Raw genomic sequence first — 26,260 nt, 5'->3', positions numbered from 1 at the left:
AAGCCCCCGAATCTCTGATCTACTAGAACGGTGTCCCGTATCAACCGTCGTCAATTCTCGACTCTCCTCGCCGCTCCTCTTCTTGCCCAAACTGCCCCCGATCTCGACTGGCACGACGCCAAAAAGTTCACCGTCGAAGGCCTCGGCTTCAAGGACCTGAAGTCTCCCTATGACCGCCTCCCGCTGCGCGCCGAAGGCGTCGTCCGGCAAGCGGTCTGGGATCTCAGTCGCGACTCCTCCGGCGTCCTCGTCCGCTTCACCTCCAATACCGGAATCCTCCACGCCCGCTGGACCCTCACCAATAAAAACCTCGCCGCTCCTACCATCACAGCGGTTGCCTCAAGCGGTCTTGACGTCTACGCCAAGACCGACGCTGGAAAGTGGCACTGGCTCAGCATCGGCAAGCCCACCAAATTTCCGGACAATCAAGACGTCCTCTCAAGCGCTCTCCCTCCGGGCCAGCGCGAATACGCGATCTACCTGCCCCTGCGCAATGGTGTCAGCTCGCTTGAAATCGGTGTCAGCAAAGGCGCGGCCATCTCCCCCGGCGCCGCCCGTCCCGCAGGCAAAAAGCCGATCGCCTTCTATGCAACCTCCATCACCCACGGCATCTCGGCTTCCCGTCCCGGCATGACCCACCCGGCCATCCTCGGCCGCGTCTTCGATCGCGAAATCATCAACCTCGGCTTCTCGGGCAATGGCAAAATGGAGCCGGAAGTGACAAAGTTCCTTGCCGAACTGGACCCCGCGGTCTTCATCCTCGACTGTCTCCCGAACATGACCGCCAAGGACATCCACAAGGACGCTGCAAATTGTGTCAAGACCCTTCGCGCCGCCCACCCCACCACGCCGATTCTCTTGGTCGAAGACCGCAACTACGACGACAACATCTTCAACAAGTCTCGTCTCGAGCGCAATGAAACAAACCACGCCGCGATGCGCGAAGTCTACGCAAAGATGAAAGCCGAAAAGATCCCGAACCTCCACTACCTGAAGGCCGACGATCTCTTAGGTCACGACGGAGAAGCGACCATCGACGGCTCCCACCCCACCGATCTCGGCTTCATGCGCCAAGCGAAAGAGTTCGAGAAAGCACTCCGCAAAATCCTGAAATAATCTCTTCGACGAAAACACGCCGTAGGCGGCAACCCGGTGGCGTCCGAGGCAGAAATCTTTCTGCAATCGAGATTGCGCGCCTAGGTCCTGAAAGCGTTACGGTCCGCTTTTCCCTCTTGCTTGCTGCTTCTCTTTCCCAGGCAGCCACCATCAAAATAAACTTCGAGGGCATCCAAGCTCATGCCGCGGATGCAGGATTTGCGAGTGTAGGCGAATACTACAACGGAGGCAGAGCCAGTAATAACGCCCTCGGCGTGGATTACGGAGTTTCATTTTCTTCGGCCCTCGCAATTTGCCTCAATACGGCAGGTGTCAATTGCACAGAGGCCTCGAAGGGGGAAGTTTGCGAAGCGGGATCTGGGTTCACTGCGATGACAGCGTCTGGCAGTCCAATGTTCATGAACGTGGCCGCTGGATTCGAAACGACATTATCATTCTTCTATACAAATCCTACTTGGGCACGCAACAGCGTTGAACTCTGGAGTGGCCTGAACGGAACCGGCACACTGCTGAAAACCTTAGTGCTGGCTGGAACGGCCGATGGTAGTTCCACCTCAGCCTGCTTGGGTGCAGGATACTGCCCCTTCGAAAAAATATCCATTTCCTTTGACGGCATTGCAAAGTCCTTCGTGCTGGCTGGGGAATGGGACCAAATCGCCATCGACGATATAGAGTTTCAGACCGCCGGATCCAGCGATCCCTCCCAGGTTCCAGAGCCCGCTACTCTTTCTCTGGTTGCCGTTGCGGCCCTCCCTTTTCATCGTCACCCCTCCCTTGCTCTCTGAAAGACTAAGATCAACCGAAGGAAGGGACATGCACTCATGCCCCACCAACCGATATTGCCACCCCATGAAGGTGGAAGAACTGCGCCCCCCTGGATCGTCGTACTTTCTTGCTCTTGAGTTTTACCAACTCACTGGAAGCTGGCCTGCATGGACGAGTGGCTCTCCAGTTGAAATTAGCGGAAGCTTGGACGCCTTCAATCCAACGGTATACCCAGCCACGACTGGTATAGACAGCTGAACGATAACTATAGGTATAGGCCTCGGCATCAATGAGTGCATTCGAACAAGTAGAAGAGACAGACGCTCCTGCCCGAACCTCAAAGGCTCCGCCACATGTTCCGTTGATATACACCGAGGCCGTATTGATGCCTGTTAGAAACATGTTGCAGCTGTTAGGCGTGCAGGAATATAAAATAAGTTACCACCAATTTTGACTGATGGCGGAATCAGATAGAAGGCAGAAAAGTAGTGATCGTAGTAATATAGTTTTGTTCTTCAATTCTAGTGAGACTCAGTTGGAATGGCAGGTAGGTTCTTGAGCGTGTTAAGGAGTTGTTGAACTCCAGTTTTTCTATTCTTCACAAGTTGCACCAATCTGGCACGCCAGCGCTGCTCCTCGATATCACCCATGCCGGCAAAAGAACGCCCGTAAGATTCTGACGCCTCATTCGCCCCCTTGCCAAGCCTGGCCGCATTCTCGATAGCTCCGACTAGTTCGGATGCTATAGTTCGACGAATGCTCAAGCTCTTGATCATCATACTTTTGTCAAGGCCAATCACAGATCCATTGCTGAATAGTACGCTATCAATTGTGGCAATGATCGAGGAGCCGCCCTTGAACTGATTCATCGTGTCTTGGAGAGGTAGGCCTTGTATTCCTAATCCTGAGGGAGCATCAGTTGCAAATGCTCCCGGAAGTACCACTAGTTGCTGATATGAGTTTAGTACTGGCGAAGATGTAAGGAAGAGGGAATCGCTTCGTTGATCGTGTGTTCGGGGTCTACCATTTGCGTCTGTCCATGTCCATCTGATTGTCATCGCAATGACAGGAAGATTATTGTTGTTGACGATAACAAAAGATAGGCGCTTTGCATTATCGGGTACAGGGTTGGTTCCCGATGCTCTCTCGAGAGTGGCCGCTATCGAGTCTCCGGTTAGTATGGAGAGTCTTGAGTCGCCCGTGTAGTTGATCTGAATCATATTTGTTTGGTTAGCTAGTGCATTGATCATCGATAAATTGGAAATAGTGCAACATATGAAAAATGTAGATACATATCCTTTGAGTATTTGAATGTCCTTTGATTTCGGTAGAGTCAGCATCCAGCATTCGCCAAATGGAGATAATTGTTCATGTCATCTGGCTGTCACTTAGATCCTAGGCCGGATTCGTATTGAATTCAAGTAAAAGGTGAAGGACTTGAGGTGAAGTGTGTTGAGTTAACAGTATCTTGTGGTATATGAAGGCCACGGTATGTCGGTACTTTGGGTAGAGGGATGTCATGGCAAGAGTTACGGCGCGTGACGGTGGTTTCCACTGCGCGAAACTAAAGCAATGACCCGGCGCACTCTCCTTGCTCTCACCACAGCCCTCCAGGCCCAAACTCCCGAGCAAGTCGCCTCCAACGAAGACTTCTGGACCTCCACCCGCCTCGCCTTCACCCTCGATCGCAACCTGCTCAACTTCAACAACGGAACCGTCTCTCCGGCCCCCAAAATCGTGCAGGAATCGATGGAGCGCTATTGGACCATGACCAACATGTCGCCTTCGCGCTACGTCGAAGACCTCCTCGCTCCCGAGGCTGAAATCATCCGCGAAGAGTTGGCCCGCGAATTCGGCTGTGGCTCCGATGAACTTGCCCTCACCCGCAACACCAGCGAAGGCCTCCACACCATCCTCCTCGGTCTCGACTTCCAAAAAGGCGACGAAGTCGTCACCACTACTCAGGACTACCCCAGCATGTTCTTCAGCCTTGAGCGCCGCGCGGCGCGCGATGGCATCGTCGTCAAGAAGTTCTCCTACCCCACGCCGCCCAAGTCTCCCAAACAACTCACCGAACTTTTCTTCGCCAACGTCACCCCGCGCACCAAAGCGATCCTCGTCTCGCACATGACCTACACCACGGGGCAAATCTTTCCCCTCGCCGAGATCTGTCGCGAAGCCCGCAAGCGTGGCATTCTGACCATCGTTGACGGAGCACACGGCTTCGCCCACCTCGTCTTCAAGCGCGACGACATCGATTGCGATTTCTACGCCACCAGCCTCCACAAATGGCTCACCGCGCCGCTCGGCACCGGCTTCCTCTATGTCCGCCGGGAACACATCCCCAAGGTCTGGCCGCTCGTCGGAACCCCGGCCGGCATGGCCAACAGCATTCGCAAGTTCGACAGCTTCGGCACCCAACCGGTCGCAATGCGCAACGCGATTGCTGACGCGCTCGCCTTCCACCGTGCCATCGGCGCGCACCGCAAGCAGGAGCGGCTACGCTACCTCCGGCGCCGCTGGGAAGCAGCGGTCCGCAATATCCCCCGCGTCAAACTCCTCAACGCCGATACCCCCGAACAATCCTGCGGCATCGGCGCGCTCAGCATCGACGGACTCACTGGGCCTGCAATCACAGACACGCTATACCGCAAGTACAAGATCCACGTCCGTGCCCGCACCCAGCCGAATGAATTCGATTGCATCCGCGTCAGTCCAAACGTCTATTCCTCGCTCGAAGACATCGATCGCTTCGGCCGCGCGATCGAAGCGATCGCCAAGTCCTAGCGCTTCTCTACCTCACCGGCAAAACCCCCAACGCCAAACTCCCCACTCCTCCCACGGACAAGCTCACCGGATAATCTCCCGGCGGCAGTGTTGGCACGGTCAGGTTCGCCTGAAACAGTCCCGTCCCCACCAGTCCGCTAAAGCTCACCCGCGCCGCTTGGTTCCCCACGCGAATCACTGTCTCCGCGACGGGCACAACGCTCGTCACCACCTGTCCGGCAGGTGCCACTGCAAAGCCAGTTCCAAAGATCTGCAATGTCTCTCCCGCCTGCGCCGCACGCAGCCCTGGAATCAGTGCCGGATCGGCCACTACGCTTCCATTGAGATGCACGGCCGCAACAAAGTTCAGGCCTCCCGCTGCATAGCGAAAGAACTCCGGTGAACTTGCGCGAATCTCCATCGGCTCCGGCTGGCTCGCCACCCCATTCCGAATCACCTGCAGCGTCGCTGTCCCCGTTACAGCCAACTCCGGAACCTGCGCATTGATCTGGGTCGGGCTGATGTAATAGACAGCGGCCGCCTTTCCGTTGATCTTCACTTCCACCCCATCGAGCACCGTCGGCAACCGATCCTCCTGAAAATCGGCTCCCGTCCACAACCGCGTCGTTGTGGCCAGATTCCAACCCAGAATCGTCACCCAGGATCCTGGCGTCACCCCTGCTTCAAACGAAGCCCCATGAACCACTCCCCGCTGCGCCCGAACCCGCGGACTCCCGATCGCCCCATCACTATACTTTGCACTCGCAAACAAGTCCCCAGCCTGCGCTGCTTGCTGTGACAGCACCGGAAAAGCGGCAGTCGACACTGCCGTCCCCGCATTCGGATCGGCCGGCGTCGAATTCACGATATAGGCAAAGCTAACGCCGTTCGGCAAGTAATAAACTTCCGAAAGCGTCCCCCGCAACTCTCCGGCAAATCGATAACGATATCCGGCCGCCACCGGAATCACCTGCCACCCCAATCCATACCAGTCTGTTGCACTCGCACTCTCATAGCCCGGCCTCGCCTGCAACTCTGCCAGCGTTGCTGCCTTGAAAAATGCCGGAATCCCGCTCCGTCCAAACACTCGGTCAATGAACCGCACCAATGCCGGCGCCGTCGCCACCCATCCTCCCGAACCCTCCAGCCCCTCCTGATACCACTCCCCATAAGGCCGTGGCGCCGGGTTCGTCAAATAAGGAAAGACGTTCACCGCCAAGCCCAACGAAGGATCGCTGCGATAAACACCCTCGGCGGCACGTGCATCCTCCGGATAGAGGCGGCCTTCCGGCAAGGTTCGTCCCACCCGCATCGACGTCCGAATCCCCATCGGCTCCAGCACCTTCTCTAAGACATACTGCTCATACGGCAGCCCACCCGCGCGTTCGACAAGCAGCGACAGCAGCCCATAGGCCACTCCCGTATAGCTCCCCTTGGTCCCGGGATCAAAATGCAACTTCTGCTGTAGAATCCAGCGCGCAACATCGCTTGTCGTCGCCGGTCCCCGAATGCCCAAGGCTTTTGAGATCGCGATGCTGTTCTGCGCCGGCTCTCCCCCGATCGCCCGGTCCCACCCCATCGAATGCTGTAACATCTGCCGAATGGTCACTGCATTCCAGCGGGCATCCCCCACACCCGCAGCCGGAATCAGATCCCGCAGATGCTGCACCAGCTTGTCATCGAGTCCAAGTTTTCCATCCTCATACAGCTTCAGAATCGCCATGGCGGTGATCGTTTTCGAGATACTCCCCACCCGGAGTAGGGTTCCTGAAGTCATCGCCCGTTGTGTCGACGCATCTGCATATCCCAGAGCCCCGGCACAAGCCAATCTCCCATTGGTGGCATAAGCAATCTGGATCCCATCGAGGCCTTGTTGGGTGCGCAGCGTCCCGGCCAACTCTTGGACCGCTGCCGGACAAGTATCGAACTCCGCTGGTGCCTGTGAAGCAGCAAAGGCTGGGAGTAGAAACAAAGCGAAAAGTTGTTTCATCTTGAAAGAGCTTAGCCGAAATCAAATCGGATCGATTGTCTCTCTGCAAAGAAGCCGGAAGATTTCATCTTCCGGCTTGGAGATCAACGCTAGATGCACCACAGTTAGTGTGCGAAGTTCACGCCCAATCCCGTTGTGTATAGCAGATCATTTGTCTTGCGCCCTGGTGCCGGATTGGTCAGATAGCGATCGCTGAAGGACACATTCCAGTTCAACCATTTCGCAATCTTCGTTGTCATTCCGATATCGAAATTGACACGGTAGTCGCCGAGGGAATTCAGATCGTTAAACATGCGGTAGGACTGCACGATCGAAGTCGATCCCTTGAGCTTATAAGTGAAGTCGTCGCCCCAATAGAGTTCCGCATTATTTCGGGTAAAAGTGCTGAACTTCGAGTAATTGTAATCGGCGCCCCCCAGCAGATCCAACATCATCCGATCCGTCTTGATCGCATGGAATCCGATGCCGCCGCCAAAGACAGCGCGCAGATCGAGATTCTGAAAACGATCGTATTCATAGTCATTGAAGACATTTAAAAACACTCGCGGCCGGATGTTTCGTGAGTACCCCACACCCCCACGAACAGCTTCTGCCGTGTCAGAGTTTTGCCCATTCACGAATGCAGAGGCGCGAATCGTATTGAAGTAGATCGAGGTCTTATCTGTGCGGGTGGCGCGTGCGGCTGTCACCGCGGTCGTAAAAGTGCTGGTCCGCGCGTTGCCGGCCGTGCCCGCAAAGCCAATTGTGGCCGTGCCCGCCCACAATTGAAGCCAGCCCGGATGATCCAGGCGTTGAAACGCCTTCTGCTCGTCGGCGTCACGCAGCGCCGTAATGTCTGCCGGCGCCACGGTCACTGTCCCGGTACCCGTCGCAATCTGTACTCTGCCGTTTTCTTCCCGCAGCGTTCCTGAAACCGTCTTGTCTGGCAGCACAACGGTGAGCGGCTTGTCCGCGATAATGGAGGCCACCTCATCCCACGCCGTCGTTACTAATCCGAACTTATCGGTCTTGATTGTGATTTCTTTCGCGTCCTTCTTGACGATACTACCTGTCACCCGGTCGCCATTTTTGAGTACCACCTGATCTGCGCAAAGCGCCGTCGTAAATGCCAGGATCAGCGCACCTTTCCGGCTTGCCCCCTGCTTCCCATAAACTGCTTTCAGCAGATGTAACATCTTCAAACTCCTGAGTCCGGAACCCGGGTCGCAAATGGAAATTCGACCGCTAGAAAGAGATTCCCGAAAAAATAAATACAATCGCTTTCACCGCGCGCAACAGAGCGAGCACAGAAAGACACGCTACCTGAAGATTCTTACGTCGCAAAAATGTTTCAACAACATAAATAGCGACACACCAAGCTCAAAAGGACAGCGTCACGCGTGCCCAATTTGGGCCACAAAGGCGATACAAATCATTGACGCGTGGAATATTCGTACGCGACTTTCCCATCGTGATTGAGATAAGTGAGCCAAACCTGACGCAAACGCGTTGCGATCGAGAAATTGCGTCCGAAGAGCTGTTTTCCATCAAAGTGGACGGCGGCAAGTCCTTCTTGGAACGGATTGACCCTCTCATCCCTTTCGGGAATCGTCTTTGCAAGGAATCCTCATTCGTGATCCAACGGATCAGGCCTCACCACTGTGCATAGCCACCCCAGCATCCAAGAGCAAACGGGAATAGCCGGCAGAGCTGAGTCATACGAACAAACGGAGACTCGGTCGGGGCGACGGGATTCGAATGCACCGCCCTGGCCCCAATTTGTTTTGATACCGTATCAGCGCTGCTTGTAACCCCCCCCGAATTTGTTCGAATGCGGCATTCAACTCACGCATCTTCCGCTCGGCAAGCTCCCGGAACTCTGGAGCCATGTGCGCTACTTTGTCAGGATGACTCTGCGCCGCCATGTTCTTGTACGCGGCTGAGGCTTCCTCGAAGGACGCTCCGGGTTGGAGACCCAATTTCGAGAGCGCTGAAGTGAAACTTGTTGGTGGCGTCGCGGTCTTGGGCGGCGGTGCCTCGGCCCGATCTGTGTGAGTCTCATGGGACTGGTCTTTCATTGCGGACTGGAGTGCCGTTGCGAACTCAGCCGCCGCATCAGCGCGCGACAAACAGAGCCGGATTCTCCATCTGCCACAGCGAATCTCTAGTTGTCCGTAGAGGTGTATCGGAATCTGGTGGTTGTGGTTGAAGCGGCGGTCGGGACCGCCAGACTGATTCACGTAGCGCCACGTTCGACCGATCACCTGCGCATCTCTCGGGGAAAACTCTTCCTCTCGAAAGTTCGTTTTGCTCGCGTTCACCTCAAGGTTTTTTCCAAGGGACTGGTAGTGCTCTCCAGTCCGAAGCACAACGCCGTCCGGAAGTAGAAAGAGAATCGGGCCTCCGAAGGAGAAGCCAAATGCCACGTTTGAATCGAACTCTGCAGATTGATCTACAAGCGCCGGAGATATCCGGGATCGGGTAATTAGTGCCCCGGCTCCTGCGTTGCGCTTCCAATCTTCTGCGCGCTCTTCACCCACATACCGCCAGACGCAATCGCACTGCTCAATAATCGAGAACGCCTCGCGAAGAGCCTGGAGCCGTCTGAAGCCTGATGGGTCCAAGTTGTAGAAGAGCGGTACACATGCGTCGAAATTCGTGTAAAGCGCCTCCTTTTCGTCTGCCGTTCCAGCCGGTTCCGGGCTGCCCGTTACCGCCTGCATTTGGGCCACGAACTCTTCAGCGCTTTCAACGCGCGATGTCATCAACCGCACCTCCAGGCCGGAGGCGGCAAGCTCCACAAGACCGTAGTAGAGCACCGGGATTGTGCTGCCTCCCGAGGGGGAGCGCCGCATTTGGCTTTTGACGATTGCATCCGGCGGCTGTCTCTCTCGCTCCAGAAAATGAATGCGCCTGAATCGCAGTTTGAGATCGTGGTAATCGATTGCGGCGAACCGGCCAGCATGCCAAATGAAAAGCTGGTCGGGAAAGAAGTAAAGAGTGCCGTCGCTCAGTTGCAGGGTTGCGGGCACGATATTTGTCCGAAGGTATTTCGGCAAAGGCGAAACGTTGCCGTCAATTCTTAACCGGCCCAAGGTCGGAGGGTGCGCAGTGAGTCCATTTGCGTGATTCACCTCTCGGATTGACCACAGAGAATCAGCGGAGCGCAAACCGGCGATTGCCCTGTGGACGGCCGCGAGCCGTTGAGTCGTTTCTTCCTCGCCACCATACAAGAGGGTGCTGTACCTGGACCGGCTATGCTGTAGCGCAACGAGAATCGTTACGAAGAGACCAACCACGGCAACAACCAGCCAGGGCGCGGAGGCTGCGAGTAACCCGCCGGAAACGACAACGCCAGCAGGTAGCGCGTAGTTCCGTCGATGAATCCGCCGGTTCATTGCGTCGACGACAGCATCCCGCCGGAATATCACCGAAGATCTCGGGGGTGGGAACCACAGTGGGCGCTTCTACTGACGGGCAGGGCGTTCAGTTGGTTCCTGTTGCCTCGGCGTGGGCTGCGAAGCTATGGGGTTCCGCCCTGGTGTGTCCACGCGCGTCCGGTAGGAAAAGCCTCCCTTTGAGAAGGAGACGTGTGTACCGCGCGGCCCTGCCGTGAGGCGCGTGCCTCCAGCGCCTGCTGAGAGACTGATGCCCGATTTCGAGAACGTCATCCGAAACGGACCGGAGCTGAAACTCTTGCGGAAACCAAAACTCATGGTGTACGGGATATCACATTGTGTTTCCGCGCGCACCGGTACAGGGGAAGAGGGGTTTTCGACGGATTGCCTAAAAACTCGATTCGGAGGCTCTAGCAAGCCTTCATTTTGAGCTTAGGTGTTGTAAGTTCAGGAATTGGTCGGGGCGGCGGGATTCGAACTCGCGACCCCCTGCGCCCAAGGCAGGTGCGCTACCAGGCTGCGCTACGCCCCGACTTTGCTGGTTCTTTGATTTTAAACCACTTTCTAAATTTCCGATACCGCTAGCCCCACCAAATTGGCATCAAATGGCTCAGTCTGTGTCAAACTCCCATCAGTTGGACCCTAATGTTGCATGCCAGATTGTCTTTGGCGTCTTCTGACCTGCTGCGGGCCTGGCCGTTTCGCTCTGGGCGAGCGTAACGGCGCGTCTGTGAGAGCGCGGCGGAAGGTCGAGGAGTGCAATAATAGCTCCGGTCGACGTTTACTCTCATTTGTGTGAGGTGTGCCGAGCAATGGTTGTAAAATCCCCGCTGTCCGATCCCGTACTGGCAAATCTCGATGGCTTGCTTGCAGAACTGGAGATGATCTATCAAGACATCCATTCTCATCCCGAACTCTCGATGCAGGAGAAGAGGACAGCCGGCCTAGCCGCGGACCACTTGCGGACCGCAGGCTATGAAGTGACCACCGGAGTTGGCAAGACCGGCGTCGTTGGTTTGCTGCGCAACGGCGAGGGGCCCACCGTGATGCTCCGCGCCGACATGGATGCGCTGCCGGTTCTGGAAGCCACCGGCCTCCCCTATGCCAGCAAGATCACTACGACGGATAGCAATGGGAAGAGTGTGCCGGTGATGCATGCCTGTGGTCACGACATGCACGTCACCTGGCTGATCGGTGCGGCCAGACTCTTTGCGAAGTCTCGCGATTCCTGGAAGGGAACGCTGCTCGCCGTCTTTCAACCGGCGGAGGAGACGGCCCAGGGCGCGCAGGCCATGATTGACGATGGACTGTTCCAACGATTCCCCAAGCCGGATGTCATCCTCGGCCAGCATGTGATGTGCATGCCCGCTGGCGTGATTGGCGGCCGCATCGGCGTGACGACCTCAGCGGCGGACAGTCTGCAAATCAAATTATTCGGGCGTGGCGCTCACGGCTCCATGCCCGAGGCGAGCGTCGATCCTGTTGTGATGGCCGCTGCAACAGTGCTGCGGCTGCAAGGCATTGTCTCGCGTGAAGTACCACCCACGGAGTCCGCCGTCGTTACGATCGGCGTCTTACAGGCAGGCACAAAGGAAAACGTCATCCCGGACGAGGCCATCATCAAGCTGAATGTACGCACTTTCGATGAGGGCGTGCGCAAGCTGGTGCTTGCTGCCATCGAGAGGATTGTGAATGCGGAAGCGGAGGCCTCAGGTGCGCCGAGGAAGCCCGAGATCACGCCACTGGACCACTATTCCCTGACAAAGAATGATCCGGATGCGGCCAGGCGAGTGCGGGATGCGCTGCGCGCGCATTTTCCGGCCGATAGCGTCGAGGAGACCAATCCCACGATGGCAAGCGAGGATTTTGGATGTTTTGGAGCCGAGTGGCAGGTTCCGTCGGTCTTCTGGTTCGTTGGGGGTGTGGATCGTGACGTGTACGCGAAGGCAGAGAAGGCTGGCACGCTTGGTGCACTGCCAACGAATCACAGCCCGTATTTCGCCCCGGTCCTCCATCCCACTCTGGAGGTTGGCGTCGAAACTCTGGTTGTCGCCACGCTGGCCTGGCTGGGAAAGTAAGGCGTTAGCGAAAAAGAATGGCGGAGCCTTTTCCCTTTGGAATCCGGATGGACACGTTTCAAGTCATCCTCGATCTCAGCGGCACCTTCGTATTTGCCCTCAGCGGAGGCATGGCTGGAGTCAAGCACAGGCTGGATCTCTTTGGCGTGCTCGTGTTGTCCTTCGCGGCAGCCAATGCGGGGGGAATCGCACGCGACATCATGATTGGGGCCACTCCGGTGGCAGCGCTCAGCGATTGGCGGTATATTGCGGTTTCGCTGCCAGCGGGGCTACTGACCTTCTATTGCTATCCGTTGATGGATCGTTTGAGTAGCTCGGTCCTGATCTTCGATGCTGCCGGTTTGGCTCTTTTCGCTGTCACGGGCGCGACAAAGGCCCTGGCCTATCATTTGGATCCGATCGCGGCGGCGCTGCTGGGGATGCTGACGGGAGTCGGCGGCGGCATGATGCGTGACATCCTCATCACAGAGGTTCCGGTGGTGTTACGCGCGGACCTGTACGCCGTTGCTGCTCTGGCTGGCGCTGCGGTTGTAGTGACCGGACAGATGTTACATCTTCCGTCCTCTGCCGCGGCGACGATTGGCGCACTGCTCTGTTTTGGTCTCCGTTTTATGGCAATCCGGTATCGCTGGAGGCTTCCGGTTGCCGCCGGAGGAGGACATCAATAAGGCAGAATTCCCTGAAATGATCCGCCGCCCCTCATGCGGAAAAGCGAAGAATGTTGCCTCAAGGTCGAATTGAGGAAACGACCTTGAGGCGAGAAACTTTGGAATCGACTCTCCTGCGCTCAAGGCAGGACGATCCTTCTTATTTCTGTACGATCGAAGACTTCAGCGGACCCAGAATCCCCAGCAGCTCGGCCTTCTCCTTCGCCGGAACCTTGTGATGATTGAGCACCCCAATCAGATCCTCCACCACGGCATCGAATGCTTCTCCGGTCACTGCCCGCCCCGTATGAGCCGACACCATATCGCTCCCTTTATACTTGCAAGGCCCGCCCGTATTCTGACAAATGAAATCCGCCAGTTTGGCCTTATAGGCGGCGGTATTGGCTGCACTCGAAGCCGCATGGGCAAACCAGCGGTTCACTCGATTGTCGGCCAGAATAGCATCGACAAGTCCGCCCGCCACGGCGCGCACCGCAGGCTCTCCTCCCAATCTCTGATATAGCGACTTCTCGCCATCTGCAGCCGAAAGACAAAATGCCATACTGGCACTAAGGATCAAGGCGACGCCAGTGGCGCGCCACGTTTTGTTATACATAACTGGACCCAATTCCACCCCGCGTCTGCAAATGCCGCATCGGAAGCGTTAAAGTGGAATATAGAATACCAGTTATCTCATCTGGCAAATGAAACTGTCAACTAAAATGCCACTTTAAATTGGAGTCTGGTTGCGTCTTTCTCTTCATTCCGAATACGCTTACCGCATGCTGATCCATGCGGCTCTCCGGGCGCCTGCCCTCACCACCGTCGGCGAGATCGCCGAAGACTTCGGACTCTCTTCCACACACCTCAATAAGGTGGCCCAAACCCTTGCCGCACACGGCTATCTCCGCACCCATCGTGGCCGTTCCGGTGGTCTCGAACTCGCCTGCGACCCCGAAACCATTCGGCTCGGCGCCATTGCCCGCGTCACGGAGCCAGACTTCTACATGGCCCCCTGCATGTCCCCCACAAGCGACGCCTGTCCCATCTACGATCCCTGCCTGCTGCGCGGCGCGCTCTCCCGGGCGACCGAAGCCTTCCTGACACAGCTCGACCAATGGACCCTCGCCGATCTGCTCCGCAAGCCCGAGCCCATGCTCATTGCAATCGAGAAGGCCCGCTCCTGATTTACGGAATCGTCACGACCTCGATCAAATCCAGATTCTTCCCCTTCTCAGCCCCACCCATCACATAAATCCGTGTCCCATCGGAAGCCATGCGATGCGCAATCCGCGGCGTCGTCTCCGCAACTTTCTCCCACTGCTTCCCCAGCCGATACAGCGCCCCATTCGCAATGCTCACAAACAAGCGTTGCCCATGCTCGACAGCGGCTGGCGCAAACGCTTCCTCTTTCCCTCCCGGCATCTCTGGACCCTTGCTCCACTCCCCCGTCTTCGGATCATAAATATTCACCTCGGCGCTAATGCTGGACCGGTCCGTGAAGCCACCCATTACATACACCTTGCCCTCATGCGCCGCGGCAATCAATGCCCGGCGGAGAAACGGCTGCTTCACGCTCTTCCAGGCCAGCGTTTTCGCCGACAGATCCATCACTTCCATCGTCTGCGGCCACTTCTGCCCGGCCTTCCCCTGCAGCTCCCATCCCCCTACGACATACAACTGATTCCCGATCACCACCACGTCATGCGACGAGCGTGGCTGCGGCAGCGGCGGCAAACTCTCCCATCGCTTCTTTGCAGGATCAAAGCGAGCACAATCGGCAGTTGAATAGAGGTCCGAAGGCGTCCCCGGCGCATTGCGTGGCTCCATCCCGCCGATGCGATAAATCTTCCCCTGATGTGCCGCCAGATTCATCCCCTGCAGTCCCGGACCCGCCTCCAGCCTCTCCCACGTCTCCGGTTGCGACAGCTGCAAACGATGAAACTGCCCCGACACAGCAGCGGTTGAATAGGAATGTGTCGGTGAGATATGGCCGCCATACACATACAACCAGCCCTCGCTCACCACTGCGCCAAAGCTCGAAGTCGCCTCGGGCAGGGAAGGGAGCTTCGCAACATTCTGCGGCGTATCAAAAACCAGCGTTGCGTAATGCCGCAACTGTACATACTGCTTCCCGTCCTGCTCGCCGCTCTTCGTCTCCCAATAACGGGACCACGCTCCATAGCGGCCCTTCTGGGTCAACACCTCGCTCAAGCCCTGCGCATTGGTGCGAATCTTCCGCTGCATTCCGTCCGGTTCAATCACTTGGATCTCAGCATCGGCGAGCGGCTTACCCAGCGCGAGCATCTGCAATTGCAACCCGCCCGTTGCTGGCACCGGAACCAGTTCCACCGGCACCGCAGCTGCCAGCCGGCTCGACGGATCAAAAGCATCGCCGACAATCGCCTTCGGGTAATAGATCAGAACATGCTCCGGAGAATTCCCCCGTTGCATCACTCCCAGATTCACCACCCCATGAATCACGCGCTGGCCGTGCCCACTCAGGCTCGCAACATACGAGTCGCCCGCCTTGGTGAGCTGCAAAGGGTTCTCCACCCCCTTCGCATCCCGAACGCTAAGTTTCGCGCCCTGAATGAGTGCGACATCCACTTCTGCAGTGGTCTTCAGATCCTCACTGAGGATCACCTTCGCGCGGGTCCCTCCTGCCTCAGATAACACCCAAACAAAATGCGCCTGCGCGAGGCTGATAGCGCAAAGCAGAGAGAGCACGAACAGAAGGCGATTCTTCATAGTTTCCTCGGAGCTGCGATCTTGGCGATGATCGATTAAAGTTGCAATCCACTTGCAACAGAAAGTCGTAGCGTAGCAGATTCCCAACCGCTCCGAAACCCAACCCGTCTACTCCCGCAGGCTCACATCTGCCTCCCTCGCCTGCGGATCACCCAGCCGGACAGCTGCGCTCTTCCCGTCAAGCGGCAGGCGAAACAATCGCAACTCGCAAGGCGGCAGAATCTGGCCAGTCGACGAGGGGCCGCCGCACCCCACCGGGCCCGCTGAGCAACTCGCCACCAGATGCCTCGCATCCGGCGTCCAGGCCGTGCTCCTGCACAACCAGCCTCGCGGCATCGGCACCGCTTTGCGTCCCCTGCCATCCTCTCGAATCACAAAAATCTTGCCCTCAGTCTGCGCACTGATCCACGCCCCATCTGGCGACCAGGCCACATTTCCAAGATCCGGTTCCGGCGCCGTCAATCGCAGATCTCCCGTCCCATCGGCAAGCGAAACCCAAACTGACCACTGCCCTCGTGGCCCCTCCTTCGCAAACGCGATCTTCTTCCCATCTGGCGACCAGGACGCTGTGGCAACAGAAGGAAACAGCAGTCGCAGCTTCCCCTTGCCGTTAGCAGGCAAAAGATACAACCCAGACCAGATCGGATCTTGCGAAAGTGTGGCCAGCGATGGCGTCCGTGCCACCATGGCGAAACTGCTTCCGTCGGGCGACCAGGTCGCGCTTCCGATCCAGGACATCCTCGCCAGCACCTGTCGCTTCTTCCCATCCGCATCCATCACCACCAGCTGAGAGGAATCCATCGCAAACGACTGTACAAAGACAATCCGTTTCCCATCTGGCGACCAGCGTGGGTTCCGGCTCTGCCCGTCCCGGGTCAGCGCGACACGTTCCGATCCATCGCCATTCATACGATAAAGATCGCTGTGCCACGGAGGCAGCCCATCGAACTTCGTGTACACAATCCGGCCTTCTTGCGCGATCGCTGTGGCAGTTACGACAATGGAGAGCAGAAACGAAATGCGGCCCATTCCCCTCCGACACCAGGCTGCTGCACCTTGTTCCCACAAGCAAGAGAGGCGGAAATATTTGCACCGGGCTCCTCGCCTCCAGTTGTTCCTCAGTTTCGCTGCTGTTTCCTTGCTGGCCGTCGCACTCGGCGCGATGACGATGGCGCTGTCCGGGCTGCCGCTTTCCTTATGGGTGCGCAACGGAGTCGCCTGGCTCCTCGGCCTCGTACTCGCCTTTGCTCTTTCAAGAATGCGCTCCAATTCGTTGCATGCGACGGCCCTGCTCGTTCTCGCCATGGCAACACTGGCAGCCACTCTCCATGAGGAAGGTATCTCTGGTGTCAGACGCTGGCTCGATTGCGGCCCCATCCAGCTCAATGCCGCCGCGCTGCTCCTGCCTACTGCGATCTTGATTCTGGACAGCACCCAAGTCCCTGGCCTCGGCAGGGTACTCAGTGCCGCGGTCATCGCGACAATCCTCCTGCTCCAGCCAGACGCCTCGCAAGCCAGCGGTTTCACGCTCGGCATGGGCATCCTTCTTTGGAGCAAGCGACTGCTGCTAGTCCACAAACTGCTCGGCACAGGAGCCCTCCTGGCTTACCTCGCCTGGGTCTGGATGCGACCCGATCCCTTGCTGCCGGTGCCGGCCGTAGAAGGCATCATCCAACTAGCCTGGGCAACCTACCCCGCAATGGCAATCCTGCTAGTCCTGGCGCTGGTGGCCTGCATGGCGGCGCCGCTACTCGACGCCCAACGGCCCGGAGCCGTCGCGTTGACAGGCTATTTTGCAGGCATCGGATGCTCTTGTTTCTTTGGCGCCTTTCCGGTGCCGCTCGCTGGCTATGGTGTCAGTTTTGTCTTAGGAGCCTGGCTCGCCATAGGCTGGCTTAGCCAGGTGGAAGGATCCAGTCAGGCTGAGGCCTAAACCAGAACTCATGAATCTCTCCCTCGCAGTGGACAGACGAAGCCTTGGTGGACTCACGCTGTTTGCCCGTTCCAGTTCCGAATTCTAGGCAAGAGTGAGTTCTGAAACGAGCCCCGAACTGGCTACGCTCGCGCCGTTTTCTGTGTTGCTCTGGAATCGTTCGCCGCAGCCGCTGATCGGATTTACGGTGGTGTGGGTCAGCACGGCCAAGGATGGAATGGTCAAACGTAGCTTTCAGATCTTTGCCGACACGAGCGACCTTAAGTCAGTGGTTGCAGCCGACGCAACAGAATTCATATCACTGGTGGGCGCGCTCTCTCAGTACAATGGCTCACTGGTCATGCCTGCGCAAAGTCGAGTGGAGAGCGCAATGGAATGGCTCTCAGAAATGGTTTCGGTCTCGATCCAGATAGACGCAGTAGTTTTTGAGGACGGCTCAGCCTTGGGGCAAGACGCTGGTCAGCTATTGGTCCGGATGAAATCTGCGGCCGCTGCGGAGCGGGCGTCTACAAGAGCCTAAGTCTTCTAAGCCACACTGCGAATGCATGGCTTGCGGTGCTCGACGCAATTTGCGGCAGAAGGCTGTCCATTGCAAAGGATCGTTCAATGGATGTGTATGAAAAGAGGTTTGAGTGGGCTCGTCCGACCGTGGTGTCCGACCTGACCACCTTGCTGGATGCTCGTGGGATCGAATATGCCACAACTACAGGCAAAGACCGATCCAAAGAACTTTCTTTCTTCTGAAAAATCATAAGTAGTTTGCCGTTGCGCATCAGGCGCAATGCGACCTACTCCCGCAAGCTCACCGCCGGAGCCGTCGCATCATGTTCCCCAAGTTGCCGAACTTCCCGCACTCCGGCAACCGTAGCGATCCCAAACAGCCGCCGCTCGCAATCCGGTAACACGGTGCCGGTGGACGATACGTTTCCCAGAAACCCGCACGGTTTGGAAGACGAATAGCAACCCAGCACCAGGCCATCTCCTTCGCCGCTCCAAGCGATGCGCTGGCAACTCCAGCCAGACGGCGGCGCCACCTCGCGCCTCTCTGTCCCATCCGGGCGCGACACAAACACTTGCCTGTCTGAAGCAAAAGCCAGCCACTCCCCATCTGGCGACCAGGCAGGCAAACCCGCATAGCGAGGCAGATCTTGCATCGGCACCGCGTCCGACCCATCCGCATTCCCAACATAGATCGACCACTCGCCTCGTGGTCGCTCCACCGTGAAGGCCAGCCGCTTCCCGTCCGGTGACCATGCTGCGCTCCAACCATTGGCATACAGCAACTTCGGTGTCCCCCCACTGGCCGGAATCAGGTACAGCCCGCCCCGCATCTCCTCGCCACTCTCACTCCTTTGCTGCAGCGCTGCACTCACCGCAATCGCCTTCCCATCTGGCGACCACCTCGCCGAGTAAATCGGCGCCTCGGTCCGCAGTAGCAGGCGGCGATTCTTGCCGTCCGCATCCATCACCTGCAACTCCACCGGATGATGAGTCGACGGCGGACCCTGCCGTGGTTCGCGCAGCGCCGCATCATGGACAAACAGAATCTGCTTCCCGTCTGGCGACCAACTCGGCGTATGGCTATGTCCATCTGTAGTCAGCGCCGTATCTCCCGACCCATCCGCATTCATCCGGTATACATCCCGCGCCGGCCAGACGGGTTTTCCGTCCGGGGCACGTTCATAAGCGATCCTTCCAGGCTGAGCAAATCCAATTGCCGAAGCAAGCAGCAACCAAACCGAGTAAGTGGAGAACCATGATCGAAGCATGTCTCCTACGATGCCTTCCGCCGCGCCTCGGTTACGGCAATCACACCCAACCCCAGCGTCGAACACAAGTAACTGAACCAAAGCAGTCCCACTGTTCTTGTGCCCACGCCGTTTGCCTCATGTACGGCGAACCTCTGGCAAATCTCCCCCCCCCATTGGCCCAATAGTGTCTTAAGATAAAACGGCTCTAAGCCGCCGGTACTGCGATGCGCAATCATTCCCCAGTAATAAGGTGCCAGTAGAAAGTGCATCACATACAGTCAAGAGCAACAAACAGCCAGCAGAGGCCAGGTACCCGGCGTCTGCCCACGAGTTCGTACAATCCCAATTCCACCAGGGCGGCCTCCGCCGCAATCACTGAGCACAGATACCAGCCAATCCCTGTTGTCACATGCTGTGGGAGAGCAATCACCAGCGAATGATAGGCCACCGGCGCGCTCAGCAGAATGCGCAACTCCAGGCTCACGCCGCGCCGCCAGGCCAAACGCAGCAATCCCAAGATCGCCAGAATCGCCGCCAGCCACATCCCCGGTACATCCAGCTCCGCACCAGCAGTCGCCGAGCCAATCAGATTCGTGGCGGGGGCCAATCGCGCAAGCCTCGCAGTGCCTCTTCGCGCCGCAAGCTTTCCTCTGGCGCAAGCTTCCAATAGGAGTCATGCGTGACCGTTTCGGCAGAGAAGGCTGCGCGCGAAGCGGCAGGCGGCAGGAGCAGCTGTGATTCCTGGATCTGGTTCGAAATTAGCGCATCCCGGGCAGGGAAGCATCCTGTTGCGGCAACTCCTGGGTGACGGCAAAATGCCCCACTCATCAAGGTCTTCCCAAAGCGGCTGTTCGACGCAATAGAAGAAGTCGTGCCAGCAGAACGCAAGCCAAACCAAAACCAGCATGCTGCAATTCTCGCCATGCCATCACTCGGTCACGGGCTAACAAAAATTAATAATACCGGGCTAAGCCCTGTGTTTCGAACAAAGAGAGCGGCCGGCAAATCCCAATGCGCAGCCGTCCCCTTTCTTCCGGCTGCTACTGTAATGGCGAGATCCCGCAAGCAATTGCGGGCTTTTCTATTTTGGACAACGAGAGGAAGCCCATGCCCACCCAAGAACAAAACGAAGCGAATCCAGGTTTCTTGGCCGAACAGGAACAGGCCTACCAGGCCTACGCGCTTGCACTGCGCAAAGATTGCCAACCCGATTCCGCCATCGAAGAAGAGGCCTTCGAGCGCTACGCTTGGGCCAGTTTCCAGGCCAAGCGGGCGAGAAAACTGGAGCTGCTGGCCGAAAGCCGTTCCTGTTCCAATCCCGGCGACGCGTCCCTCTTCTCCCACTGGGAGCGAACCCTCAAAATTGCCAACCTGCAGGAACGCCGCGCCGGCAGAGCCTTCAAGGAATTGCGCCAACTCCAAAAAGACCGTTTCGCCGCCTACGAAGTTTACGCGGAGCTCTGCGCCATGGGCCGCGAGGTTGAAATCCCGAAGAGCCTCCCCATCACCGAACTGCGCAAATCAAATTTGCAACGAACGAACCCAAATTACCTCGCTCAGTTCCTCCTCTACCAAACCGAGGAAGTCCAAGAGGCCGCCGAGCAAATGCGAAAAGACAGCGAAGCGGCCAGCAAACCGTTCTAGAGCTTCTTCGGCAACGCCTTCGCCGGAACCCCCGCCTCCATCCGCAAATATCCGGCTGCTGCCCGCAATCTTACTTTTTCTTTCTTATCGTTGAGCAACACGGCGAGCTGGCCTTTCAGCGCCGTCAGGTTCCGGGTCGCCGCCACATGCACGGCCGCCGCGCGCACCGTCCAATCCTCGTCGCTAAAGGCAGCGCCCAGCATCTCATTGCAGGCCTTGCCTCGATCGCCGCACAGCATCAGCAGGCTCACCGCCCGCGCGCTGAACTCCGCATCGCCAAAGATGCCCATCATCGCGTTGTAGCCGGCCCCAATGCCCGGCACCGGAACGAAGCCAATGCCCTGTTGCACCGTAAACAGAAACGCGCTCTTCGGCGACTTCAAGCGCCGCCAACTGTTCATCATCTCTTTCTTGACATAGTTGCTCTTCGCCTTGAGATCACCCTCATAGACAGACTGCAAGGCCTCGCGGCCCTCTGGGGTCTTCAATGCGTACAGCGCCTTTGCGGCCGCAAAGGCCACCTCCGGCACATCGTCCGAGAGCGCGGTCTTCAGCAAGCCAAGACGGCTCTTATCGTTCAGCTCCCCCAGCGTGTCCACTGCGGCTACGCGCACCAGATAATCCTTATCCCGCAGCATCTCGTCGAGCAGAGAGGCGGCGGGATCCTTCGCATATACAAGACTCAAGGCAAGTGCCGTTTCGCGTCGCTCGTCGCCATCCTTCCCATGTGCGGCGTCGCTCAACACCTTCCGGGCATCCTCAACGGTCCCAGCCCAGAGGCAGGCTCCAAGAAGAAAAAGGCAAAGACTTCTCATACGGACATCATCGCGTATACAGTCAAAGGAATGCTCCTTGCTTTCGCCCTTGCGGTGTCCTCCCTTGTCCCATCTCACCTCCAGACGGAGTACCGCGAGAATCCCATCGGGATCGATACCCCCAAGCCTCGTTTTTCCTGGTGGGCGCCCCATCCCCAAAGCAGCTACCGCCTCACCCTCTGCCGCGACCCCAAGTGCCAGGCCACCATCTGGGATTCCGGCAAGCAGGCCTCCGCCTCGAGTGTCCACATCGAATATTCCGGTCCCGCGCTCCGTCCATACACCCAATACTCCTGGCGCGTCCAGCTCTGGAATCAGGACGACGAACCCTCCACCCAATCCCCGGTCGCGCACTTTGAAACCGCCGCCCTTCCCGGCTCCACCTGGCAAGCCCAATGGATCTCCGGCGGCCGCATCCTCAAAGCAAATCTCCCGCTCGAGCGCATCCCCCGCAACGCCCGCGCCTACATCTCGGGCATCGGCTATTACGAGCTCCGCATCAATGGCCAACGGGTTGGCAAGAGCGTGCTCGATCCCGGCTTCACCAATTACGACAAGCGCGTCCTCTACTCCACCTACGACATCGCGCCCTACCTTCGCACCGGCGGCAACGAAGTCGAGATTACGCTCGGCAATGGCTGGTACGGGCAAGCTTGGGCAGGCCAGCCTGCGGCCATCGCCGAGTTCCGCATCGACGGAGCAGTGGCTTTAAAAACCGGCAACGGCTGGCAAGCCTTCGACGGCCCCCATGTCAGCGACTCGGTCTACGCCGGCGAAGACTACGACGCCACCCGCCCCCTCACGGCCAAGACTCTCACCCTGCCCAAGCTCAGCCCCATCCTGAGCGCGCAGCCCATGGACCCGATCGAGGTCCAGCAGATCCGCCCCGCGCTGTCCCTCAACCAACCCAGCCCTGGCGCCTATGTCTTCGACTTCGGCCAGAACCTCACCGGTTGGGCAAAGATCCACTTGCAAGCTCCCCGAGGCACGAAGCTCCGCATCCGCTACGCCGAAAGCCTCTACCCCGACGGCAACCTGAATGTCGAGAATCTGCGCTACGCCCGCTGCACTGACACCTACGTCTTCGCTGGCAATGCCGATGGCGAAGACTGGCAACCCCGCTTCACCTACCACGGCTTCCGCTACGCCGAAGTCTCCATTCCCGACGCCCCCCACCGTCTCACCCCTCCCACCCTCGACTCTGTGCAAGCCATCCTCATCCACTCGCAAATGGCCCCGGCCGCCACCTTCACCAGTTCAAACGCCCTCTTCAACCAGATCCACAGCGCCGCCCTCTGGACGCTCAAGGGCAACCTCATGTCGATCCCCACCGATGGCGCGCAGCGGGACGAGCGCATGGGCTGGCTTGCCGACGCGCACCTGGCCAGCGCCGCCTCGATGATGCACTTTGCCGCCGTGCCTCTCTATGAGAATTTCCTCCGCCTCATCGCCGACGAACTCGGCCCCAACGGCGAAGTCCCCGACGTCGCCCCGCACCGCACCTTCGGCCAGAAGTCCGGCGACCCCGCCTGGGCCGCCGCCTACCCCGTCATCGCCTGGAACCTCTACACCCGCCACGCCGACAAGCGCGCCCTATCCGATCACTACGCAAACATCAAGCGCTGGGTCGACTTCCTCTCCACTCGCGCGAAGGACAACCTCGTAGCCGATTCGCTGTACGGCGACTGGATGGCGCTCGAGAACACCCCCGGTGAACTCGTCTCCTCCTGTTACTACTACCTCGCCACCTCCATCGTCGCGAAGTCCGCTGCGATCCTCGGCAACGATAGCGATGCGAAGCTCTACAGCCAAAGGGCTGAGTCCATCGCCGCCGCTATCAACGCAAAGTACAGCGGCGGCTCCCAAGCCGCGAAGGTCCTCCCGCTCGCCTTCGGTATCACCCCTGCTGACCAACGCAAGCGCATTATGGATGAGACCAACAAGAGCATCATTTACTACCACAACACCCACCTCACCACCGGCATCCACGCTACGCGTTATCTCTTCCCGCTGCTGACAGAGATGTCTCACCCCGAGCTAGCCCACGACCTGCTCAACACCCGCGAATACCCCAGCTACGGCTACATGATCGACAAAGGAGCTACTACCATCTGGGAGATCTGGCAGTACAAAGTCGGCTCGCGCACCAACTCGCACAACCACCCGGCCTTCGCCGCCATCGCCGCCTTCTTTGTCGAATCCACCGCCGGCATCCAGCTCGACGAATCCAAGCCCGGCTACACCCACTTCACCCTCGCCCCACAAATCACCCGCGAACTGAAGCACGCCTCCGGCTCGCTCGACACGCCGCAAGGCCGCATCCAGATCAACTGGCATCGCACTGCAAGAGGCTACGAGATCGAGGCCCAAGTGCCACCGAACGCAACTGCAACGATGATCCTCCCCAAGATCAATCGCGACTCGCCGAAGGTTCTGCACAACGGAAATGAAGAGGCCGCCAGGCGATTCCTCCCCTACCCGAAGAACGGGCTGGAGTATGAACTCTCTGGCGGCCACCACCACTTCGTGGTCCAGCTCGACTAGTACTTGGCGAAGATCTTCTTCAGGCCCTTGATCGCCTTATCGACATGCTTCTCCTTGAGGATGTAAGCAGGCAGGAAGCGCAGCACCGTGTCGTGCGTGACGTTGAACAAGAGGCCCTGCTCAAAGCCGTCGGTCACCATCTTCTTGCACTCCATATCGAGTTCCACGCCGATGATGAGACCCGCGCCGCGCACCTCTTTGACAAAGCTATGCTTCTTCCCCAACTCGCGCAGCTCCTCACGGAAGTACTCGCCAGTCTTGCGGATATGCGGCAACAGGTCATCGAGGATGTCGAAGAACTCAAGTGCCACCCGGCAAACCAGCGGCCCGCCGCCAAAGGTCGTTCCATGCATGCCCGCGCCGAGCGAATCGGCTGCGCGCTGCTTCATGAGAATGCCGCCCATCGGCAAGCCGCAAGAGATTGGCTTCGCAAAGGCGACCACGTCTGGAAACACCGGACGCTCGAGGTTCTGATAGGAGAAGTAAGTCCCCGGACGCCCGACGCCGCACTGGATGCCGTCATGGATCAGGATCGCGTCAAACTGGTCGCAAAGCGCGCGCGCCTTCTCAAGGAAGCTGTTCGACACCGGCAACACGCCGCCTTCGCCTTGGATCCCTTCAAGGATGATGCCCGCCGTGTTCTCATGGAAGGCCGCCTCGAGTGCCGCCTCATCGTCGCGTTGGATGAAGGTCACGCCCGGCAACAGCGGTTCAAAGTCATGCCGATACTTCGGTTGCCCCGTCACGCTGAGCGCGCCAAAGGTGCGCCCATGGAAGGAGTTCTCAAGGGCAATCAGATGAAACTTCTCAGGACGGATCTTGCGCCCATGGGAACGGGCAATCTTGAGAGCGCCCTCCACGGCCTCGGTTCCGGAGTTGCAAAAGAAGGCGCGGTCCATGCCGCTCACTTCCGTCAATTTCTTGGCCAGCTTACCCTGATACTCGTGGTAGTAGAGGTTCGAGGTATGCAGCAGCTTTGCGCTCTGCTCCCGGATCACCTTGGTGATACGTGGGTGATTGTGCCCAAGGGAATTGACGCCAATTCCGGAGAGAAGGTCGAGGTACTTGTTGCCTTCGACGTCATAAACATACACGCCCTTACCGCTTGCCAAAGCCAGCGGATAGCGGGCGTAGTTTTGTAAGAGGTAGGATTTCTCTAGCTCTTGGATCTCATCCAGCTTCATTCTTTCACTGTAGCGAACCCCAGGTCGATGATCCGCTTGGGGAACGCCGGTTCGTCAAATTGATTGATCGCCGCCTTCTGCCGGCCGTTCTCAAGCAGCACCAGGAACGGCGGATCGCCAAACGGGAAAGCCTTCTTCAACTTGTCCGTATCATTGGAGATCTGGGCGACGCTGAACTTGGTGTCGGTTAGAAACTGTCCGGCAAACTGCTTCACTTCCGTTGGGACGGCCAGCACTTTCGTCCCATTAAAATCGAGCTTCGACATGGCCTGCGCCGCATGGAAGCAGTGCATGCACTGCGGATCGAAGAAGTAGATTGCCTGCCGGCCTTCGCGCAGATTGTGCGTCTCGCCATTCACCATCTGGACGCTCTCGGGCGCAACCGCGCCGCTCTGTTTGCTCAGAGCATAGACATAGCTCGATACCCCAAACACACTCAGCGCCACCAGCAGCACCGCAGGCAGCTTCCACTCTGTATTCCACCGCGCCCACCACCCGGCCGCTACCGCGCCTGCCAGCATGATGCCGTCGCCGATGAAGAAACCAGGACCCACCGCCCGCTTGATCCAGGGGAAGCAACTGCACTCCTTGCCCTGCAACTCCTGATAGAAGTAGCCGACCCAGATCATGAAGGCGACCAGCATCAAACCGATCAGATAAGCGCCGAGTTTGCGATAGCGCGGGATCAGGATCAGGATGGCGGCAAAGGTCTCGGCGATGCCAAAAGAGACGGCGGCAAACTCACTCAACATTCCTGGGACGCGGGCCTGTGCAAGGCGTGCTCCGGCCTCGATCGGATCGGTCATTTTCCAGATTCCAGCCAATAAAAACAGGGCTGCCGCGAGCACCGCACCCGTCCAGGCCACAGCTCCTTTCCATTTTTGGGGCTGTGGCATACT

The 26,260-nt window shown here is 58.1% G+C and carries 23 protein-coding genes and 1 tRNA gene; 10 read left to right on the top strand and 14 right to left on the bottom strand.

What is annotated here, in order from left to right:
• The first annotated feature begins 30 nt into the window (after positions 1-30).
• Together M017_RS0100925 and M017_RS0100920 are read left to right on the top strand one after the other, a co-directional pair.
• Positions 31-1,116 carry an SGNH/GDSL hydrolase family protein gene (locus tag M017_RS0100925; protein WP_238325771.1) on the top strand — a complete coding sequence of 362 codons (1,086 nt, stop codon included), beginning with the start codon at positions 31-33 and terminating at the stop codon, positions 1,114-1,116.
• Between the two features lie 116 nt (positions 1,117-1,232).
• Positions 1,233-1,901 carry a hypothetical protein gene (locus tag M017_RS0100920; protein ID WP_031495059.1) on the top strand — a complete coding sequence of 223 codons (669 nt, stop codon included), beginning with the start codon at positions 1,233-1,235 and terminating at the stop codon, positions 1,899-1,901.
• A gap of 501 nt (positions 1,902-2,402) precedes the next feature.
• Here the strand turns inward: M017_RS0100920 and M017_RS0100915 are convergent.
• Positions 2,403-2,750, bottom strand: coding sequence for a hypothetical protein (locus M017_RS0100915; protein WP_031495057.1), 348 nt, complete (start codon positions 2,748-2,750; stop codon positions 2,403-2,405).
• A 703-nt stretch (positions 2,751-3,453) separates the two neighbouring features.
• Between M017_RS0100915 and M017_RS0100910 the strand changes: the two genes are divergently transcribed.
• Positions 3,454-4,668 carry an aminotransferase class V-fold PLP-dependent enzyme gene (locus M017_RS0100910; protein ID WP_051669396.1) on the top strand — a complete coding sequence of 405 codons (1,215 nt, stop codon included), beginning with the start codon at positions 3,454-3,456 and terminating at the stop codon, positions 4,666-4,668.
• Between the two features lie 7 nt (positions 4,669-4,675).
• Here M017_RS0100910 and M017_RS0100905 read toward each other — a convergent pair whose 3' ends face one another.
• The 5 genes from M017_RS0100905 to M017_RS0100890 all read right to left on the bottom strand — a co-directional run bounded on the left by M017_RS0100905 (position 4,676) and on the right by M017_RS0100890 (position 10,546).
• A complete protein-coding gene (locus M017_RS0100905) occupies positions 4,676-6,637 on the bottom strand; it encodes a serine hydrolase (RefSeq protein ID WP_031495054.1) in 1,962 nt (653 codons plus the stop codon).
• Positions 6,638-6,741: 104 nt separating this feature from the next.
• Entirely contained in the window at positions 6,742-7,812 is a 1,071-nt protein-coding gene (locus M017_RS0100900; RefSeq protein ID WP_031495052.1) for a DUF481 domain-containing protein, read from the bottom strand.
• A 519-nt stretch (positions 7,813-8,331) separates the two neighbouring features.
• Positions 8,332-9,648 carry a J domain-containing protein gene (locus tag M017_RS0100895; RefSeq protein ID WP_155121151.1) on the bottom strand — a complete coding sequence of 439 codons (1,317 nt, stop codon included), beginning with the start codon at positions 9,646-9,648 and terminating at the stop codon, positions 8,332-8,334.
• 435 nt (positions 9,649-10,083) lie between these two features.
• The gene (locus tag M017_RS30520) at positions 10,084-10,332 is read right to left on the bottom strand and encodes a DUF4236 domain-containing protein (RefSeq protein ID WP_080507432.1); all 249 of its coding nucleotides are present in this window, start codon (positions 10,330-10,332) and stop codon (positions 10,084-10,086) included.
• A 137-nt stretch (positions 10,333-10,469) separates the two neighbouring features.
• Positions 10,470-10,546 (bottom strand) — tRNA-Pro (locus tag M017_RS0100890).
• Positions 10,547-10,826: 280 nt separating this feature from the next.
• Here M017_RS0100890 and M017_RS0100885 point away from each other — a divergent pair.
• Entirely contained in the window at positions 10,827-12,092 is a 1,266-nt protein-coding gene (locus tag M017_RS0100885) for a M20 family metallopeptidase (protein WP_031495050.1), read from the top strand.
• Between the two features lie 47 nt (positions 12,093-12,139).
• The gene (locus M017_RS0100880) at positions 12,140-12,760 is read left to right on the top strand and encodes a trimeric intracellular cation channel family protein (protein ID WP_031495048.1); all 621 of its coding nucleotides are present in this window, start codon (positions 12,140-12,142) and stop codon (positions 12,758-12,760) included.
• A 139-nt stretch (positions 12,761-12,899) separates the two neighbouring features.
• On the opposite strand, the gene M017_RS0100875 is transcribed toward M017_RS0100880, so the two are convergent.
• Entirely contained in the window at positions 12,900-13,355 is a 456-nt protein-coding gene (locus tag M017_RS0100875) for a group I truncated hemoglobin (RefSeq protein WP_031495046.1), read from the bottom strand.
• A 130-nt stretch (positions 13,356-13,485) separates the two neighbouring features.
• Between M017_RS0100875 and M017_RS0100870 the strand changes: the two genes are divergently transcribed.
• Entirely contained in the window at positions 13,486-13,926 is a 441-nt protein-coding gene (locus tag M017_RS0100870; RefSeq protein ID WP_031495044.1) for an RrF2 family transcriptional regulator, read from the top strand.
• Between the two features lies 1 nt (position 13,927).
• Here M017_RS0100870 and M017_RS0100865 read toward each other — a convergent pair whose 3' ends face one another.
• Positions 13,928-15,490, bottom strand: a complete 1,563-nt coding sequence (locus tag M017_RS0100865) for a hypothetical protein (protein ID WP_031495042.1) — start codon at positions 15,488-15,490, stop codon at positions 13,928-13,930.
• 108 nt (positions 15,491-15,598) lie between these two features.
• Complete coding sequence (locus tag M017_RS29620) at positions 15,599-16,519, bottom strand: TolB family protein (protein ID WP_031495041.1); 921 nt, start codon at positions 16,517-16,519, stop codon at positions 15,599-15,601.
• 58 nt (positions 16,520-16,577) lie between these two features.
• Between M017_RS29620 and M017_RS29615 the strand changes: the two genes are divergently transcribed.
• Together M017_RS29615 and M017_RS0100850 are read left to right on the top strand one after the other, a co-directional pair.
• Positions 16,578-17,423 (top strand): hypothetical protein, encoded by an 846-nt coding sequence (locus M017_RS29615; protein ID WP_162179796.1) that lies wholly within the window; start codon positions 16,578-16,580, stop codon positions 17,421-17,423.
• Positions 17,424-17,517: 94 nt separating this feature from the next.
• Entirely contained in the window at positions 17,518-17,943 is a 426-nt protein-coding gene (locus M017_RS0100850; protein ID WP_155121150.1) for a hypothetical protein, read from the top strand.
• Between the two features lie 268 nt (positions 17,944-18,211).
• Here the strand turns inward: M017_RS0100850 and M017_RS0100840 are convergent, their stop codons facing one another.
• A complete protein-coding gene (locus M017_RS0100840) occupies positions 18,212-19,192 on the bottom strand; it encodes a TolB family protein (protein WP_080507429.1) in 981 nt (326 codons plus the stop codon).
• 250 nt (positions 19,193-19,442) lie between these two features.
• Positions 19,443-19,781, bottom strand: coding sequence for a hypothetical protein (locus tag M017_RS0100835; RefSeq protein WP_031495032.1), 339 nt, complete (start codon positions 19,779-19,781; stop codon positions 19,443-19,445).
• 500 nt (positions 19,782-20,281) lie between these two features.
• Between M017_RS0100835 and M017_RS0100825 the strand changes: the two genes are divergently transcribed.
• Positions 20,282-20,818 (top strand): hypothetical protein, encoded by a 537-nt coding sequence (locus M017_RS0100825; protein ID WP_155121149.1) that lies wholly within the window; start codon positions 20,282-20,284, stop codon positions 20,816-20,818.
• Here the strand turns inward: M017_RS0100825 and M017_RS29020 are convergent.
• Positions 20,815-21,633, bottom strand: coding sequence for a HEAT repeat domain-containing protein (locus M017_RS29020; RefSeq protein WP_162179795.1), 819 nt, complete (start codon positions 21,631-21,633; stop codon positions 20,815-20,817). The genes M017_RS0100825 and M017_RS29020 overlap by 4 nt on opposite strands.
• A 30-nt stretch (positions 21,634-21,663) precedes the next feature.
• Here M017_RS29020 and M017_RS0100815 point away from each other — a divergent pair, with 30 nt between their 5' ends.
• Positions 21,664-24,177, top strand: coding sequence for an alpha-L-rhamnosidase (locus M017_RS0100815; protein WP_162179794.1), 2,514 nt, complete (start codon positions 21,664-21,666; stop codon positions 24,175-24,177).
• Here M017_RS0100815 and M017_RS0100810 read toward each other — a convergent pair.
• Together M017_RS0100810 and M017_RS0100805 are read right to left on the bottom strand one after the other, a co-directional pair.
• Positions 24,174-25,361, bottom strand: a complete 1,188-nt coding sequence (locus M017_RS0100810; RefSeq protein ID WP_031495024.1) for an aspartate aminotransferase family protein — start codon at positions 25,359-25,361, stop codon at positions 24,174-24,176. The two genes, M017_RS0100815 and M017_RS0100810, sit on opposite strands and share 4 nt — an antisense overlap.
• Positions 25,358-26,257: a MauE/DoxX family redox-associated membrane protein gene (locus M017_RS0100805; RefSeq protein WP_162179793.1), complete on the bottom strand. Its 900-nt coding sequence runs from the start codon at positions 26,255-26,257 to the stop codon at positions 25,358-25,360. The genes M017_RS0100810 and M017_RS0100805 overlap by 4 nt, the downstream gene beginning before the upstream one ends.
• Positions 26,258-26,260: the final 3 nt, after the last annotated feature.

The sequence above is a fragment of the Bryobacter aggregatus MPL3 genome, from assembly GCF_000702445.1.
Classification (GTDB): domain Bacteria; phylum Acidobacteriota; class Terriglobia; order Bryobacterales; family Bryobacteraceae; genus Bryobacter; species Bryobacter aggregatus.
Note: the sequence above shows the minus strand (reverse complement) of the source record. Positions and strands in the feature narration are given on the sequence as shown.